At 48.8% G+C, this 15,378-nt stretch carries 15 protein-coding genes; 3 read left to right on the top strand and 12 right to left on the bottom strand.

Annotation, left to right across the window (positions count from 1 at the left end):
* Window positions 1-566 precede the first annotated feature (566 nt).
* Both ACJ2PR_RS31545 and ACJ2PR_RS31540 read right to left on the bottom strand, forming a co-directional pair.
* Window positions 567-860, bottom strand: coding sequence for a hypothetical protein (locus ACJ2PR_RS31545; RefSeq protein WP_446879961.1), 294 nt, complete (start codon window positions 858-860; stop codon window positions 567-569).
* A gap of 346 nt (window positions 861-1,206) precedes the next feature.
* Window positions 1,207-1,728 (bottom strand): hypothetical protein, encoded by a 522-nt coding sequence (locus tag ACJ2PR_RS31540; RefSeq protein ID WP_446879960.1) that lies wholly within the window; start codon window positions 1,726-1,728, stop codon window positions 1,207-1,209.
* 220 nt (window positions 1,729-1,948) lie between these two features.
* Between ACJ2PR_RS31540 and ACJ2PR_RS31535 the strand changes: the two genes are divergently transcribed.
* On the top strand, window positions 1,949-3,100 hold the full coding sequence (locus ACJ2PR_RS31535; protein WP_446879959.1) for an acetamidase/formamidase family protein: 1,152 nt from the start codon (window positions 1,949-1,951) through the stop codon (window positions 3,098-3,100).
* A gap of 374 nt (window positions 3,101-3,474) precedes the next feature.
* Here the strand turns inward: ACJ2PR_RS31535 and ACJ2PR_RS31530 are convergent, their stop codons facing one another.
* Both ACJ2PR_RS31530 and ACJ2PR_RS31525 read right to left on the bottom strand, forming a co-directional pair.
* Window positions 3,475-3,780, bottom strand: a complete 306-nt coding sequence (locus ACJ2PR_RS31530) for a hypothetical protein (RefSeq protein ID WP_446862061.1) — start codon at window positions 3,778-3,780, stop codon at window positions 3,475-3,477.
* 173 nt (window positions 3,781-3,953) lie between these two features.
* Window positions 3,954-4,259: an RNA recognition motif domain-containing protein gene (locus ACJ2PR_RS31525; protein ID WP_446870180.1), complete on the bottom strand. Its 306-nt coding sequence runs from the start codon at window positions 4,257-4,259 to the stop codon at window positions 3,954-3,956.
* Between the two features lie 224 nt (window positions 4,260-4,483).
* Between ACJ2PR_RS31525 and ACJ2PR_RS31520 the strand changes: the two genes are divergently transcribed.
* Window positions 4,484-6,415: a S9 family peptidase gene (locus ACJ2PR_RS31520; RefSeq protein ID WP_446879958.1), complete on the top strand. Its 1,932-nt coding sequence runs from the start codon at window positions 4,484-4,486 to the stop codon at window positions 6,413-6,415.
* Between the two features lie 39 nt (window positions 6,416-6,454).
* On the opposite strand, the gene ACJ2PR_RS31515 is transcribed toward ACJ2PR_RS31520, so the two are convergent.
* Window positions 6,455-6,649: a zinc ribbon domain-containing protein gene (locus ACJ2PR_RS31515; protein ID WP_446879962.1), complete on the bottom strand. Its 195-nt coding sequence runs from the start codon at window positions 6,647-6,649 to the stop codon at window positions 6,455-6,457.
* Between the two features lie 282 nt (window positions 6,650-6,931).
* Here ACJ2PR_RS31515 and ACJ2PR_RS31510 point away from each other — a divergent pair, with 282 nt between their 5' ends.
* Window positions 6,932-8,137, top strand: a complete 1,206-nt coding sequence (locus ACJ2PR_RS31510) for a glutathione S-transferase family protein (RefSeq protein ID WP_446879957.1) — start codon at window positions 6,932-6,934, stop codon at window positions 8,135-8,137.
* A gap of 60 nt (window positions 8,138-8,197) precedes the next feature.
* On the opposite strand, the gene ACJ2PR_RS31505 is transcribed toward ACJ2PR_RS31510, so the two are convergent.
* From ACJ2PR_RS31505 to ypfJ, 7 genes are all read right to left on the bottom strand, one after another.
* Window positions 8,198-8,425, bottom strand: coding sequence for a hypothetical protein (locus ACJ2PR_RS31505; protein WP_446862065.1), 228 nt, complete (start codon window positions 8,423-8,425; stop codon window positions 8,198-8,200).
* A gap of 47 nt (window positions 8,426-8,472) precedes the next feature.
* A complete protein-coding gene (locus tag ACJ2PR_RS31500) occupies window positions 8,473-9,744 on the bottom strand; it encodes a DEAD/DEAH box helicase (protein WP_446879956.1) in 1,272 nt (423 codons plus the stop codon).
* A gap of 456 nt (window positions 9,745-10,200) precedes the next feature.
* A complete protein-coding gene (locus ACJ2PR_RS31495) occupies window positions 10,201-10,743 on the bottom strand; it encodes a DoxX family protein (RefSeq protein WP_446879955.1) in 543 nt (180 codons plus the stop codon).
* Between the two features lie 335 nt (window positions 10,744-11,078).
* A complete protein-coding gene (gene cobA / locus ACJ2PR_RS31490; protein ID WP_446879954.1) occupies window positions 11,079-11,870 on the bottom strand; it encodes a uroporphyrinogen-III C-methyltransferase in 792 nt (263 codons plus the stop codon).
* A gap of 291 nt (window positions 11,871-12,161) precedes the next feature.
* Window positions 12,162-12,863 carry a sirohydrochlorin chelatase gene (locus ACJ2PR_RS31485; RefSeq protein WP_446879953.1) on the bottom strand — a complete coding sequence of 234 codons (702 nt, stop codon included), beginning with the start codon at window positions 12,861-12,863 and terminating at the stop codon, window positions 12,162-12,164.
* A gap of 159 nt (window positions 12,864-13,022) precedes the next feature.
* Window positions 13,023-13,571 (bottom strand): DNA starvation/stress protection protein DpsA, encoded by a 549-nt coding sequence (dpsA, locus tag ACJ2PR_RS31480; RefSeq protein ID WP_446862070.1) that lies wholly within the window; start codon window positions 13,569-13,571, stop codon window positions 13,023-13,025.
* Window positions 13,572-13,963: 392 nt separating this feature from the next.
* Entirely contained in the window at window positions 13,964-14,749 is a 786-nt protein-coding gene (gene ypfJ, locus ACJ2PR_RS31475) for a KPN_02809 family neutral zinc metallopeptidase (protein WP_446879952.1), read from the bottom strand.
* Between the last annotated feature and the right edge of the window lie 629 nt (window positions 14,750-15,378).

Here is a 15,378-nt window from a genome sequence, read left to right as displayed (position 1 = left end):
GTTCGCTGACCACCCCCTTTCGCCTGACTATTACCCACAACCAATAGATGCGCCCCCCCGCTTGAAAGACGCTTGCTCTACGCATTCACCCGGTAATGTCATCTGTTTAGTGTCATCGCCGAGATGCTTCGCCCCCTAAAGCCCCATCCTGGGGAACCTTGAGAAAGAAAGTGCTTCTAGAATGCAAAGAAACTTCTCAGGGGTTCAAAGTCTCTCACTGGTGGAGAATTTAGGGGGCTGAAGCCGACTGAAACGAAGCGATTTGTGAGTTGTGTGTGCACGGTAGCTCTCAAAAGGGAGGAAACCGGATGCAAAGTTAGCCTTTTTGATGCAAAGTCCCCTTTGAAGGGAGATTTAGGGGGATCGAAATTCGGCAATCAATAAAGAAAGTAATCTCAATTTGCAATCTACTAATTCTATTTGAGTTGTGAGGATTCTGTGATAAGTGGTTGGTGATAAGTGGTTAGTGATAAATTGTGAGGCTAAGAACTAATAGCTAACACCATTTGCAGATTCTTACAACTGATTTAAAGCTGCCATAGTTCAAGATATTGCTATTTAAAATGTCACTTCTCGAAAGACGCAACCATGAGGAAGACAAAACCAGCAGCATAGAGCCACGGCAATGCAATTAAGCCAATAGCGACCTGAGTAGCCCCTTGAGCATTCGCCAGCCACACCCCAACCCCTGACACCACAAATGCAATAGGAACCAGTAGGGCAAATCTTACAAGCCACCCACGCCATGCAAGTGTCATGTTCGTCATATTAGCGATGCTGATGATGCTTCCGCCAGCAAATATCACTCCTACAACGGTTCCTACGATCGATACAATGCTGTTGATGACAACCAGGGACATGGACAAACCTCCGTTATAAGTCTACTCAACATAGTTTGAAACTAGCCTTTATTCAACTAATTGAAAGCCTTACTCAGCCGAGCTTTCAATGTCTTTAAAGATCTAATTTTAAGTCACGGATAGGACACTCAATCAGATCGACCATTTGACCCGATCGAGTAGGCACATCAGCTCCTTTGGTGGCTATTATTCCCACAGATTGAAAATTGTCTACTGAGCATCAATCCACTGAGCATCAATCCCCGCATCTCCAGCAGATTTCTACTTCAACAAGTTAATACAGTTTTGCTTCCAGGTAGCGCCAGTTGTCTGTTTAGCCGACTAAAGCGATCGCTAAGTTTCTGTCTCAGGTGCTTTGACTTTCATTTTTGACTTTCATTACACGATTCCAGAGGTAGGTTACGCTCACTGATTGTCTCAAACGAATCGCTCTAGCGGCTTCTCGATAGGTTTGAGCATCCGTCAACAGCATTCCTGTTTCACAGCGCAAGTGGTAATCGACCGATCGCTGCAACATCGGCGGGTCATTGCGTTCTTGAGTTTCTCGATGTTGATCCACTTCGTCGGCAGTCGGGCGGGGAGGCAGAGCAGCCCACCAGATTCCATTGTCGTCTGGGCCAGTGGCCGCATTCGCAGGTTTTTCTCCGTTGAGGTTAGTGATTGTATTGCTTTGAAATGCGTGAGTGCGCTGGGTGTTCATATCACCACTGGTTTTGCTGATGTAGTAGTCTACTTCCCAGGTTTGAGTTGCGATCGCGACTGCACGATTACAGCGAGTTTGTGGAATGAGTTCTGTGTTTTCAGCGCAACCGCTAAGAGCCAAGAGTAAAAGAATGATTGTCAACCAACCTGTAGTTTGAACCTTCATAAGACTGGTTGAGAAACAGTGATCGAAATCGCTAAAACGTTCGTCAGAAATGAATTTCAAAGTTTTTCTAAGCTTAATCCCAATGCTTGACTTTAATAGTAGCGACATTTGACCAAACGATAACGAAAGGGAATAGGTGAGCAAAAGGTAAGAAATCTCACAGTTTTTTTTCAAGATTGCTTAGATGGTTTAAAGCATTCAAGCACCTGTGAGGACTTTAGTGAACCATATTCTGACAGAACGTTTAAGACAAAAGAGCTTACAACGCTGGTGGGGCATGATTGGGCTAGGTTTGGGAGTTGTTTTTGTATGGGTAACAGTCATTGGATTACCTGCGATCGCCGCCATTGGCAAGACCCATCAAGTTCTCTCAACGCCTGAAAACCTGATCTGGGGAGAACTCTTTAAACCCAACAGCAAGCCAATTCTAAGTGTAAAGTCGGGCGATCGTGTCATTCTGCAAACCATCTCTCACGAGGCAATTTTAGCGGATCAGGGCGACACGGTTGAGTTTCTAGCTCAAGGGGGAATTTCTAAAAATCAAGTTCTCCCTGACCAACTGAGAACCAAAGCATCGGTGAAGAAAACTGGCCCTGGGCCGCATGTGATCACTGGCCCTATTTTTGTAGAAGGGGCGCAGCCTGGAGATGTGTTAGAGGTCAAAACGATCGCCATTGAGTACCGTTCTCCCTATGGCGTGATTTCTAGTCGTCACAACCGGGGTGCGCTGCCCGGAGAATATCCTGAGAATAGTGCCCCGATTTATACTAAGGTGATTCCGATCGATGCCAAACGAGAAATCGGGATCTTTCAACCCAGCAACAAGCTTCCGGTGATGAACATTCCCCTCAAGCCTTTTATGGGACTTATGGGAGTCGTTCCGGCAAATCCGGCTGACGCAGTGAACTCAGTTCCTCCGGGCGTGTATGGGGGCAATGTAGATGTGAAATACCTGGGACGAGGTTCGAGCTTCTACATCCCTGTCCAGGTTCCTGGCGCTCTATTTTATTCGGGCGATCCGCATTGTGCTCAAGGAAATGGTGAAGTTGCGCTGACGGCGATCGAGTGTTCTCTTACACCCACCTTTGAATTAGTCGTTCACAAAGATATGAAGTTGTCTACTCCAATGGGCGAAACCAAAGAAGCCTGGTATGCAATGGGACTGGACAAAGATCTTGATGAAGCGATGAAGAAATCGGTGCGAGAATATCTGCGTATCGTGAATGAGCAATATGGATTAACCAAGCCAGATGCACTGCTGTACGCAAGCGCTGCCATTGATTTTGAGGTGTCGCAAGTCGTAGATATTGTGAAAGGAATTCATGCAGTCATTCCCAAACAAGCCTTCAAGGGATTAGAAAAGAAACGGTAACCAAGGATTGCTATTCTGCAACCTAAAAAAGAGTTTGCGCTTGGTCTTAAAGTTCTTCAGAATTGGCAGCTTGGGGGGCAGAAGCTCTAAACATCGAAGCAAAAGAACTAGATCAAATTCTCATAGATTTAGTAACCAGCTTGCATTTGGTAACCAGCTTGTATAGTGAAACGATCGCTTCCATCATCCTGGTTAGTCTCGAAATTGTAGTCTCATACTCAATCAATTTGTGAATGCGACAGATCCTTCGCCCCCTAAATCCCCCAGTCTGGGGGACTTTGAGAATCCGAGACTGCTTTGGCTTGAAGTCCCCCACAAGTGGCGAATTTAGGTTGCTTCTCCAAGATCTGTAGCACTCAAAGATCAATTTGGTATTACCCATCAGACTGCCAGGTTGAAACCGATCGCAGTACCGCAGGAATCTCAGAGGTGTCGATCGGGAATTCTAACTGCGTTTCAGAAAGTCCTAAATAGCCTGACTCCATAAACGAAAGCAGCATTCTTTGTAGCGCAAACCAAACTTCAGACTCGTATTCCCAATCTTTGCCGCGGTTTGATCGGGCGGCAATCGATCGCAGCGCCCAAAAATAGCTATTTCGCACCACAGATCCTCCTTTCTTGAAGGGCGGAACATCTTCATGATGGATGTAGAGAATTTCGTCTTGTAGCCTGACTCTCATAGTACAATTCAAAAAAATAACCCTCGCTTCAGCCGTGTGAACTGGGGCAAGGGTAAACACTGTTTGATCACAATTTGATCACGATCGCCTTCCAAAACTGATAGACCCTGGACTATTGGATTTTAATCTCCTCAAGTTCAAGGTCTAGAACTCAGCTTTAAGACTGCACTCGCTTAGTAACGTTGCGAAAAGCTGCCACGGCCGCCGCCTCGATTACCACCACCGCCACGGTTGTCTTCACGGGGCTTGGCTTTGTTGACGCGCAGGTCACGACCCATCCATTCGGCACCGTCAAGGGCTTCGATCGCCGCTGACTCTTCGGCATCGGTGTCCATCTCGACGAAACCAAAGCCACGCATCCGACCTGTTTCACGATCAGTAGGAAGCTGAACCCGCTTGACTGTACCGTATTCCGCGAAGATAGCAGTCAGGTCTTCTTGTGTAACCTCGTAGGAAAGGTTACCAACATAAATCGACATTAGAAGAAATTCTCCAGAACCAGAAATTGCAGAGACGTTAGATTCGGAGAGATGCCTGTTAGCAAAAACAAACTGACCAGCCGAATTTAATACCCTCCTCAAGATTAACACAAATCACCAAATGCAATTCTCTAAAATGTGGATGCCCCAGATAATCCCTAGATAAGGGGGGCTAAGTCCGTAAAATAGAGTCTGGAAGATAACAAAACATTAAGGAGAAGTTTATGACTGTCCCCCAAACGTCCCCCTATGGATCTTGGAAGTCGCCGATCACGTCCGATTTGATTGTTGCAGGAACGATCGGTCTGGGACAGGTAAAGCTCGATGGCGAGGCCATTTATTGGAGTGAGTCACGCCCGACCGAAGGCGGAAGAAATGTGATCATTCAGCACTTAGATGAGACCGCCACCGATGTCACGCCGCCGCCCTTCAACGCTCGAACTCGTGTGCATGAGTATGGAGGCGCAGCCTTTACCGTGATCGACGGGGTGGTTTATTTTTCTAACTTTTCTGACCAAAGGCTTTATCGTCAGATTGGGGGTATTGAGGCAACGCCATTAACGCCTGCATTGTCTTTGCGATACGCAGATGTAATTCTCGATCGTGCTCGCAACCGTTTGATTTGTGTGCGAGAAGATCATACAGTCGCCGATCGCGAAGCCGTCAACACCTTGGTGAGCATTCCTTTAGAAACTCTCGAAGCAGAACAAACCATTCTCACCACTGGGCAAGATTTTTACGCCTCGCCGCGGCTCAGTCCCGATGGTTCTCAGCTTGCCTGGATCAGTTGGAATCACCCGAACATGCCCTGGGATGGCACAGCGTTGTGGGTGGCTCAAGTGCGAGCAGACGGCACGTTAGAGGCTCCTCAACAGATTGCAGGCGGGACGGAGGAATCCATTTTTCAGCCTGAGTGGTCACCTGATGGCGTGCTGTATTTTGTCAGCGATCGTACAGGCTGGTGGAATCTCTACCGCTACCAGGTTGATGACATTCAACCGCTCTGTCCGATGGAGGCGGAGTTTGGCTTGCCGCAGTGGGTGTTTGGCATGGCTACCTATGGGTTTGCGTCAGATCAACAGATTATTTGCACGTACAGTCAACAGGGCATGAGTCACCTCGCTCGTTTGGATTTGACGACTCACAAACTGGAGCCAATCGCGACTCCCTACACCAGTATTACGGGATTGCAGGTCTCAGAAGGCCAGGCGGCGTTTATTGGCGGATCGTCTACTGCGCCGGGGGCGATCGTTCATCTCAATCTGGCAAATCAAGCATTGACCGTACTGCGTCGAGCCAGCGAGTTGTCGATGAATGCGGGTTATCTTTCGGTGCCAGCGGCGATCGAGTTTCCTACAGACAACGGTTTGACGGCTCATGCTCTTTACTATGCGCCCAAAAATCAGGACTTTATCGCACCGAATGGGGAACGTCCTCCGATGCTGGTCAAGAGTCACGGCGGCCCGACGGCTGCAACCTCTGCTTCATTTAATCTGGGCATTCAATACTGGACAAGTCGCGGATTTGCAGTTCTCGATGTTAACTATGGCGGGAGTACGGGATATGGGCGATCGTATCGTCAGCGTCTCAACGGTCAATGGGGCATCGTCGATGTGAATGATTGTGCCAATGGAGCAAAGTATCTGGCAGAACAGGGCAAAGTCGATGGCGATCGTCTAGTGATTGCGGGGGGCAGTGCGGGCGGATACACGACACTTTGTGCGCTGACGTTTCGGGACACGTTTAAGGCGGGAGCGAGTTACTACGGGGTGAGCGATCTGAAAGCGTTGGCAGAAGACACTCACAAGTTTGAGTCGCGCTATTTGGATAGTTTGATCGGCCCATATCCAGAACGAAAAGATTTGTATGATCAGCGATCGCCCATTAGCGCCGTCGATCGATTAGCTTGCCCCGTGATCTTTTTTCAAGGTGACGAAGACAAAATTGTGCCGCCCAATCAAGCCGAAATGATGGTGAATGCGCTGCGTCAAAAAGGCATTCCAGTTGCCTATGTCTTATTTGAAGGAGAACAACACGGTTTCCGCAAAGCCGAGAATATTAAACGAGCGCTAGATGGAGAGTTTTACTTCTACTCTCGTGTGTTTAAGTTTTATCCCGCAGAACACATTGAAGCGGTGACGATCGACAATCTTTGACATACTCACTGTCCTAAAGGAGCGGTAATTCTTGACGCTTCACCGACTGATGCTACCGAAGTAGTTACGTTGTCTCTGCGTCCGTATAGAGTCGTGGCAATGCCCTATCCCGACTTTGTTGATATTTGCTGCATTTTCGTCCCGGTCGTGTTCAGTGCCACAATTGAGACATCGAACCGACCGAACTTTTAGATCCAGCTTGCCCCACTTAAAACCACAACACGAATCATGGATGCCCTCCGACTAAAGTCGGGGCTACAAGAACAAAGGGTGCCTTCGCACACTAAAGAGGCGATTTTAACCGTTAGTCCACGGAGGGGGACTTTGTTCTGATAGCCGCGTTGCCGAAGGCACTTGCGAAGCTAACCTTAATCGGGCAGGAAGTCTATTTGCGATCGACTCAACACAGATAGATGTCACAAACCCTGAACTGCCCCAGCTTAAAATCAAAAAATCCTTGGACAAAACCCGTCAGAATGGTAGATGAGCTAACAAAAAACAAAGCTACCCATTCCTATGACGATCGCTCCCCTCAGTTGGATACAACTCGCCGCCCTCACAGATTGGCAACTCGATCGCGTCAACGGTGACACCAACGCCCAAGCTCGACTTCGCCTTTTTGGTCAAACCGAATCTGATGTGCGGGTGACCCTTTACCGAGACAATCACGCCTGGTGTCCCTATTGCCAAAAAATCTGGCTCTGGCTCGAAGAAAAACAGATTCCCTATCGCATCGAAAAGGTGACGATGTTCTGTTATGGCCAAAAAGAAAGCTGGTATAAGCGCAAAGTGCCATCGGGAATGCTGCCTGCGATCGAGCTAGACGGCCGAATCATCACCGAAAGCGACGACATTTTGATCGCACTAGAACAGGTGTTTGGCGTGTTAAACAAAGGCATGAAAGACCCTGACGTTTTGCCGCTGAGAGGGTTAGAGAGACTGCTGTTTCGGGCGTGGTGTGGTTGGCTTTGCCGTCGGGTCGGGTCGCCACGAGAAGAACAACGCAGTCGCGATCAGTTTGTCAGCGTCGTGGGTCAGGTCGAAGAAGCGCTCGATCGTACCCCCGGCCCTTACTTTCTTGATGAGTTTGGTACGGCTGACGTGATCTTTACGCCCTATGTCGAGCGGATGAATGCCAGTCTTTACTACTACAAAGGCTACTCTCTGCGAGAAGACAACCCGCATTTATCAAGCTGGTTTGACGCAATGGAAGGCCGACCCACCTATCGGGGCACTCAGAGCGACTTTCATACCCATGTGCATGACCTACCGCCCCAGATGGGAGGCTGCTGGGAAAATGACCAACCCCAGACGCGACTCAATCAGACACGAGTAGATTGTGGCCCGTGGGATGGCTTGCCTGATGTGACTTATCCAGAGCCAAAAACCTCTCGGACGGAGGCACTTCAGCGAGTGATTCAGCATCGCGACAATATTATTCGAGTTAATCCTGCGGATGATGCTCTGATCGAGGTGGCGCTGCGGTGTGCGTTGACTCATTTGATGACGGGTGAAGTTTGTATGCCGCCATCGGGGTCTGATCTGGCGCTGCGTTATTTGCGCGATCGCATCAATGTGCCCCGTGACATGTCGATCTATGCTGCCAAACGCCTGCGCGAAGCTTTAGAAAAAACGGCTGCATTGGTGGGCGATCGTCAGAGTGATCCGCTCCCGACTCAACACCGACGCGACCAAGACCCGGCCAATTTTGCCCGAAGTTAAGGTCAATTCGATATGATTCCTCCGTGTCGAACCGTCTCACCGTAAGTCTCCCGCAGCGGTTTACAATCGTTTGATCGAGCCAGGATAGACATAGCCATTGAATCCGGCGGTCAAAGTATTGTAGACAAACAGGCTGCCTGAGATGCGATCGCCTACCTGAAGTTTCATGCTGTCAATATCGACAAAGTGAATCGGAAAGCCTTCGCCCTCTGAATCGAGCAGCAATCGTCCCCCAGCCCCATTCACGATCGTGCCTGAAATCCGTTCGTCTGTAAAATGATCTGACATTTTGTAAGCCTGAATAAAGAGTTGAAAGATAAGCAAATCAGTCTGGTTTAGCCTCGTCGAGAAGGCGCTTTGGGACGGTTGTGAGCATTTCCAGTCGCCTTTCTACCAGACGGAATCGATTGACTGGATCGCCCTCGATTTTGTCCGTTTTGGATTGGCTCAGGCTGGACGCGGGGATCAGGCTCAAACGTGGCAATGACTTCTTGAGGAAGCGATCGCTGAAGGAGTTTCTCAATGCCGACCAATAGTTTGTGTTCATCGACGCAGACGAGCGAAATGGCTTCACCGAGTGCCCCAGCGCGACCTGTTCGACCAATTCGATGTACGTAGTCTTCGGGCACGTTGGGCAACTCAAAATTGACGACGTGGGGCAAATCGCTGATATCCAACCCCCGCGCTGCGATGTCGGTCGCTACCAACACCTGCAAACTACCTTCTTTAAATTTGGTCAGGGCACGAGTCCGAGCGGCCTGACTTTTGTTGCCATGAATCGCCATTGCCTGAATGTCGTCTTGAGCTAACTGTTTGACCAGACGATCGGCACCATGTTTTGTGCGAGTAAACACCAACACCTGATACCAATTGTTGCGTTTGATCAGATGCGCTAATAGGGCGCGCTTTCGTTCGCGATCGACGGGATAAATTCGCTGAGTTACGGCATCCGGAGTCGCTTCATTGTTAGTAACTTGAATCATCGCCGGACGAGTCAGCAGCGTCGCCGCAAACGCTTTGATTTCGGGTGAAAAGGTGGCTGAGAAAAGCAAATTTTGCCGCTGTTTGGGCAAGAGTGAGAGAATGCGGCGAATGTCACGAATAAAGCCCATGTCTAACATGCGATCGGCTTCATCCAAAACCAAAATTTCAACCTGTGACAGATCCACTGTTCCCTGCTGGACGTGATCGAGCAGTCGTCCTGGAGTGGCGACCAGAATATCGACTCGACTTCTCAATCGTCGAATTTGTGGGGTAATGTTGACACCGCCAAACACTACCAATGAGGTCAAGTTGAGATATTTACCATAGTCCCGCACGCTTTCTTCGACCTGGGCCGCAAGCTCACGAGTCGGGGTGAGAATCAGCGATCGAATGGGCGATCGTCCTGGAGAATTGCTGCGAGTGCCCTGGTGAGAAAGTCGGTGTAAGACGGGTAGAGTGAAGCCCGCCGTTTTGCCTGTTCCGGTTTGTGCGCCTGCTAAAAGATCGCTCCCCGCAAGCACCGCTGGAATGGCTTGGAGTTGAATGGGGGTCGGCTGAGTGTAGCCGCGATCGCTAACCGCACGGACAATTTCATCGGACAGACCGAGCGTAGAAAAAGACATAAGGCTCCAGGATAGTATCGGTCTGTCGCCATGCGTAGCACCAGTCTTTGGCAGACGGATTGAAGTAGTAAGTTGAGACAGACGGTACGAAGACTGAAAGCGAATACCGCAGTCTTGCATCTTAACAGACGGTGAGCGATCGTGCCGCTAATCTCGTGCTTATTTGATTGTAGAGTGGTTAAGAATAGTCCGACTTTTAGACTTGAGCATTCCTTTTTGTGTGAATTAAGGTTGCTTTTAGTACGATTGCGGCTGTCATGACTTCATGTAAAAGTTATTCTCGATCGTATTCTCAAAGCTTTGTTTTCAGTGTAAATTTCTTCTAGGATATTTAGATTTTTTGTCATTAGTTAAGAGGTTCACTCGTTATAAAAAACAAAGCCTCGGAACTGATTCCAAGGCCCGTTTGCGTTACTTAGCAAGTTTTAGAAGGAGACGAGTCAGCCTATCGTCAGCCTATCGATTGATAGTCACAGACTCTTTTTCAGAACTGACAGCCTGGAAAGCCTTCTCCAGACCCATCACCTGCTTGGCTTGTGACGACAAAGCAGAGGTGTCGAGCCAGTTTACAATCAGCGCATCGGTCGAAAACAAACCGCCACCATTGACGGCAAACAGCAAGAAGCAAGCTGCATAGACGGCAGATAGCTCTAAGTAAGGCAGATTGAGACCCGCGACAAGAATGTGGTGGTAGATCGCGACGCACATCGTGCTAAACAATCCGAGTGCTGCGGGACGCGCAAGAAGCCCGATCGCCAGTAAGGGTGCAGCAAACAATTCGGTAAAGGCTGCTACGTAGCTAAAGAAGATCGGAAATGGCAGTCCGATCACTTCGACGTAAGCCTGAGAAAAACTTTGGATATCGCCCAGTTTGTCTAAGCCGTTGTGAACCATCATGACACCCGCGACGAGGCGGAGAATGGCCCAGGTCGATTGAGTCCAGATGCCAGAGGTGACACTGGGTTTGAGAAGTTTGGTAAGGAGTGCGGTAATTGCCATGATTGAAGATTGAAGGAAGAGAACTTTTATTTATATTAATAATCTTAACACAACTTATTAATAAATATAAACAAATGTTGTGATTTTCAGCGTAGTCTTAACAAAATCTATGTGCCTGTCGTACAACTCTTCTAGATCGTCTGATTAAGTGCTTAGAAACGCTGATTGGATGAAGTTCTTTTGCTTCGGTGTTTAGATCTTCTGCCTGCCAAGTTGCCAATTCTAAGGGACTTCTGGACATTCAAACTCAACGTTTCGTAGCGGATTGGGCAATGCTAAAAAAGAAGCCCCGATCGCTCAGGAGCTTTAGTTGATTCAAAGTTCGATTAGGACGATTAGAGGGCAAAAGTGGGACGACAGCCTGAGAGAAGTTCGTGTAGATTGACGACGTTGCCAATGATGGCGATCGCAGGTGCCCCAAATTGAGCGGCTTCGACTTGAGCGACGATCGTTTCTAGCGTGCCAATGAGTTCTTGTTGTTCGGGACGGGTTCCCCAGCGGACGAGGGCGATCGGCGTTTGTGAACTCAGCCCGGCTTGATCAAGTTGAGCCGTAATATAAGGCAAATTGTGAATGCCCATGTAAATGATGATCGTTTCTGAACCGTGGGCGATCGCTTGCCAATTGACAGCGGGACGGTACTTTCCAGCTTCTTCATGTCCCGTCACAAAGGTAACTGACGAACTGTACGATCGATGGGTAAGCGGAATGCCCGCATAGGCTGGGGCCGCAATTCCAGAAGTCACTCCAGGAATCACCTCAACGGGAACGCCCGCCTGCACCAGATCGATCATTTCTTCGCCACCCCGCCCAAACACAAACGGATCGCCGCCCTTGAGACGCACGACGATCGCCGCCGTCTGAGCCTTCTCAATCAACACCTGGGTAATTTCATCCTGCACCATTGAGTGACGACCGCGACGCTTTCCTGCGCTGATCTGCTCGGCTTGCGGATTGATCATCGCCAAAATCGGCTCACTCACCAGCGCATCGAAAACCACCACGTCGGCACACTCTAGCAAGGTCTTGCCTTTGAGCGTCAATAAGCCTGGATCGCCCGGCCCTGCGCCAACAAGATACACTTTACCGAGGCACGCAGGTTGAGAAGTTGAGACAGAATCAATCATGTTTGAGGTCATGGAGTCGGGCAAGTTGCGAGGGAATGGGGATGGAACCAGTTCGTTTTGAGCAGCAACGGATTGGGTGGAGACGTTGGAGAACCTTAAATTCTTGAGCTAGGGTCTAATGTCCTCGGTCTAATGTCCAATATCTTCGTCGTTTTTGTTGCACTGTTTAAGAAATGGCATGATGACAGCTTAAACAGCTAGTTCTGTGAAATTTGCAGCATCAAATACCGATTTCTCAAGGAAATATTAAATGAACCTAAAGGTTTCAATCTTTTATCCCAGAATATGCGTTTAAGGGCAAGGCTGCAAAATTAGATCGACTAGAAGATTGACCAGGGTATCACTAACTTCGAGGGAAGCCGTCAGCGTCAGATGCAGATTGGGAAACTGAAGAGACAACTGCTCAAAGCGTTGAGCGATCGCATCAGTAATTCCGCCTGGAAACAAAAAGTAAGGCAAGATAGTTACCTTAGCGTGTCCCTGGCTGGCTAATTCCTGGAGTCGAGTTTCTAAACTTGGGGCAACGAGCCAGTAAGCGGGGACTGCATTGAGAGCCTTTGCCAACTGGTCAACAGATTGGTTGCCGCCCGATCGCCGACTGCCATGAGATAGCAGAATGTGGGCGGATTGGGAATCTAAACGGCTGGTGAGCAGATCCTTGAGACCTGGATGAGTGCCCAAGTGAGGAGAAATGTTGATCGTTCCGGGGTGCGATCGTTGAGCAATTTTGACTTGACTGGGAATGTCTTCCATCACATGCATCCCCGGCAGCAAAAACAGAGGCACGATTTGAATGGAACTGTGCGGCGTTAGCATCTGACCAAACTGCTGAATCTGTTCGTGAAGCGCTAAAGGAGAACATTCTAGAGTTGCTGTCTCAACTGGAGCTTGAATCTTCTGCCGAATCAAGGTCGCAAGTTGAGTCATTGCCGCCTGGGGACGGGGATCGCGACTGCCGTGAGAAACTAACAAATAGGCTGAGGAGGAAGGCAAGAATGCACCTACACAACGAAGATAAGCCAATTATAGAAGTTGTGGCGATCGATGGCCCGATCTTGTCAAAGTGACTCGATGGTCAGGAAATTGCTGAATGCGGATCACCTCGCTATTCAGCAACGTCCCTATCTGTTTAGTTGCGCTATGTTGCGGTATTTAGTTGCGCTGTACGTAGGCAAGCGTCAGACTATCGTGAGCCAAGAAGTGAGCCAGATGAAAGGCCCGATCTTCAGTTTCTAAAAGAATTTGCTCATAGAGGTAACGAGTGGCGCGATCGCCCAGACTTTCTGCCTGAGAAGCTTGCCGTCGCAGCATGGTGATGATCGCTTGTTCGGCTGCTAGGTCATGTTCGACCATTGCTCGCGAGTCGTAGAGATCATCTGATTCGGGGTCAAAGCAGCAGAGTTCTGCCAATTTGGTGAAGCTTGCGGCCGGGATTCCTCCCAATCCATTCAGCCGTTCTCCAATTTTGTGAACGTATCCTTGAGCCGCTTCATAACTCTCATTAAAGAACTGATGCAACGAATAAAATTCGGCCCCTTCCACGACAAAGTGATGCTTTTGATACTGCAAATACAACGCTTGGAAACTCGATAGAGCAATGTTGAACCCTTCACAAATCGGAACGGTAACATTACGCTCTAACAGAATTGCATTTTCAGAGATTTCGCCAAAGCTCCTGACGACGGTCTGTACATCAGCCATGTTTTTTGCCCCTCTAGATTGCGGATGATCGGAAGTCGATCGCCCTTAATTTACCAAATCGATCGGGCATTTTCCAGTCAGAGTTGTTCTGATGTCAGCTTGACAAGGTTTTTTCGCTTCGGTGTTTGCGTCTTCTGCCCCCCAACCCCCCAATCTGGGGGACTTTTAGACAAGGCGTTGCTGAATCAGGGAATGAATTGCCCCAAAGCGGCGGGAACCCCAAGGTTCAAAGTCCCCCAATTTTGGGGAATTTAGGGGGCGAAGAGATTAACACTTCCCACAGAGTCATCCCTCCAATCAGCAACGCCTTAGACAAGACTTCCGATGCAAAAGAGGATGGTGGAGAATGGCGCTTGAGGATAGAGTCTCTAGTTTGCCGCCGTGAATGCTGTCTAGAGATTGGTTCCAGCAAATGTGTTGCACTGTTCTGGATCGCCTGTCTCAATGCCCTTTTTGAACCATCGGACTCGTTGAGCCGCGCTGCCATGAGTAAAAGATTCTGGAACCACATAACCTTTGGCGCGTTCTTGAAGTCGATCGTCTCCAATTGCACTTGCGGCCGTCAGCGCTTCTTCGAGATCACCTTGCTCTAAAATTTGTCGCGATCGTTGGGCGCGATTTCCCCAAACTCCGGCAAAACAATCTGCTTGTAGCTCTAGTCTGACCGAGAGTTGATTGGCTTCTGCTTGACTTGACCGACTTTGGAGCGACCCCTTGCGGGTATCTCGAAGAGATCGCACTTTGTCTGAAATGCCTAATAGATTTTGAACATGATGTCCGACTTCGTGAGCAATCACATAAGCCTGGGCAAAGTCTCCCGGTGCCTGATATTTGCTCTTGAGGTCTTGATAGAAACTAAGATCAATGTAGACTTTTTGATCACGGGGACAATAAAACGGGCCAACTGCCGATCGCGCAAACCCACAAGCAGACTCAACAGCATCTGAATACAGAACCAACGTTGGCTCGATATATCTGCCGCCATTTTGTCTAAAAATCTCACTCCAAGTGTCTTCGGTATCCGCCAAAACCACCGATACAAAGTCAGACATCTGATCGGTTGGAGGGCTGCCAGTGCGCGATCGAGTCTGCGGTGAAGTCGCAACAGGACGCTCTCCAGACGAATTGCCTTGATCAAATAGAACGCTAGGATCGCCGCCTAACAACGTTACTACCAATGCTAGAAGGAGTGTCCCGATACCACCACCGACAATAGGAGCCGAAACGCCCCGACCGCGCCGACCTCAACGTTGGTACTTCTACGCCCCTTTTCCCAATCCATGATCGCAACTCTCCAATGTCTAGTTTGCAGGTCTATTGCTCAAGTCAGCAGGTTCTATTATTTTTATTCTGCTAAGTTGTTGATAGCATATCTGCGAAGCTAATTGAGATCATCCCCCGTTAGAATGTGAACTTTTTGAGTAGAACCTCAAGTTCAGCATTGGGATAGCGGATTGCTGATAGGGCAGTCATAAATTAGTTGTGAGAATTTTGAAATAGCCCGTTCTCACACCAAATCAACGGTTACTTGCTACAGATCCTTGCCCCTAAATCCCCCATTCTGGGGACTTTGAGAATCCGAGACTTCTTCGGCTTGAAGTCCCCTACAAGTGGCGAATTTAGGTTGCTCTCCAAGATCTGTAGCACTCAAAGATCAATTTGGTATAACCCAGCAACGAAGCGAAAAAACTTCATCGAATTCACGTCTCTTAAGAAATTGGGGAAACGCCCCGCAGATGACCTCAAGATCTCCTTATACCAAATTCACTAGTTACTGATACAGATCCTCGCCCCCTAAATCCCCCAT

This window comes from Phormidesmis sp. 146-33, from assembly GCF_052939515.1.
This window is presented reverse-complemented; position numbering and strand designations above follow the sequence as displayed.

What these genes read in the sequence shown, in the direction of transcription:
- ACJ2PR_RS31545 (WP_446879961.1), bottom strand. Translation starts at nt 860, where the DNA reads ATGTCCCTGGTTGTCATCAACAGCATTGTATCGATCGTAGGAACCGTT.
- ACJ2PR_RS31540 (WP_446879960.1), bottom strand. Translation starts at nt 1,728, where the DNA reads ATGAAGGTTCAAACTACAGGTTGGTTGACAATCATTCTTTTACTCTTG.
- ACJ2PR_RS31530 (WP_446862061.1), bottom strand. Translation starts at nt 3,780, where the DNA reads ATGAGAGTCAGGCTACAAGACGAAATTCTCTACATCCATCATGAAGAT.
- ACJ2PR_RS31525 (WP_446870180.1), bottom strand. Translation starts at nt 4,259, where the DNA reads ATGTCGATTTATGTTGGTAACCTTTCCTACGAGGTTACACAAGAAGAC.
- ACJ2PR_RS31520 (WP_446879958.1), top strand. Translation starts at nt 4,484, where the DNA reads ATGACTGTCCCCCAAACGTCCCCCTATGGATCTTGGAAGTCGCCGATC.
- ACJ2PR_RS31510 (WP_446879957.1), top strand. Translation starts at nt 6,932, where the DNA reads ATGACGATCGCTCCCCTCAGTTGGATACAACTCGCCGCCCTCACAGAT.
- ACJ2PR_RS31505 (WP_446862065.1), bottom strand. Translation starts at nt 8,425, where the DNA reads ATGTCAGATCATTTTACAGACGAACGGATTTCAGGCACGATCGTGAAT.
- ACJ2PR_RS31500 (WP_446879956.1), bottom strand. Translation starts at nt 9,744, where the DNA reads ATGTCTTTTTCTACGCTCGGTCTGTCCGATGAAATTGTCCGTGCGGTT.
- ACJ2PR_RS31495 (WP_446879955.1), bottom strand. Translation starts at nt 10,743, where the DNA reads ATGGCAATTACCGCACTCCTTACCAAACTTCTCAAACCCAGTGTCACC.
- cobA (WP_446879954.1), bottom strand. Translation starts at nt 11,870, where the DNA reads ATGATTGATTCTGTCTCAACTTCTCAACCTGCGTGCCTCGGTAAAGTG.
- dpsA (WP_446862070.1), bottom strand. Translation starts at nt 13,571, where the DNA reads ATGGCTGATGTACAGACCGTCGTCAGGAGCTTTGGCGAAATCTCTGAA.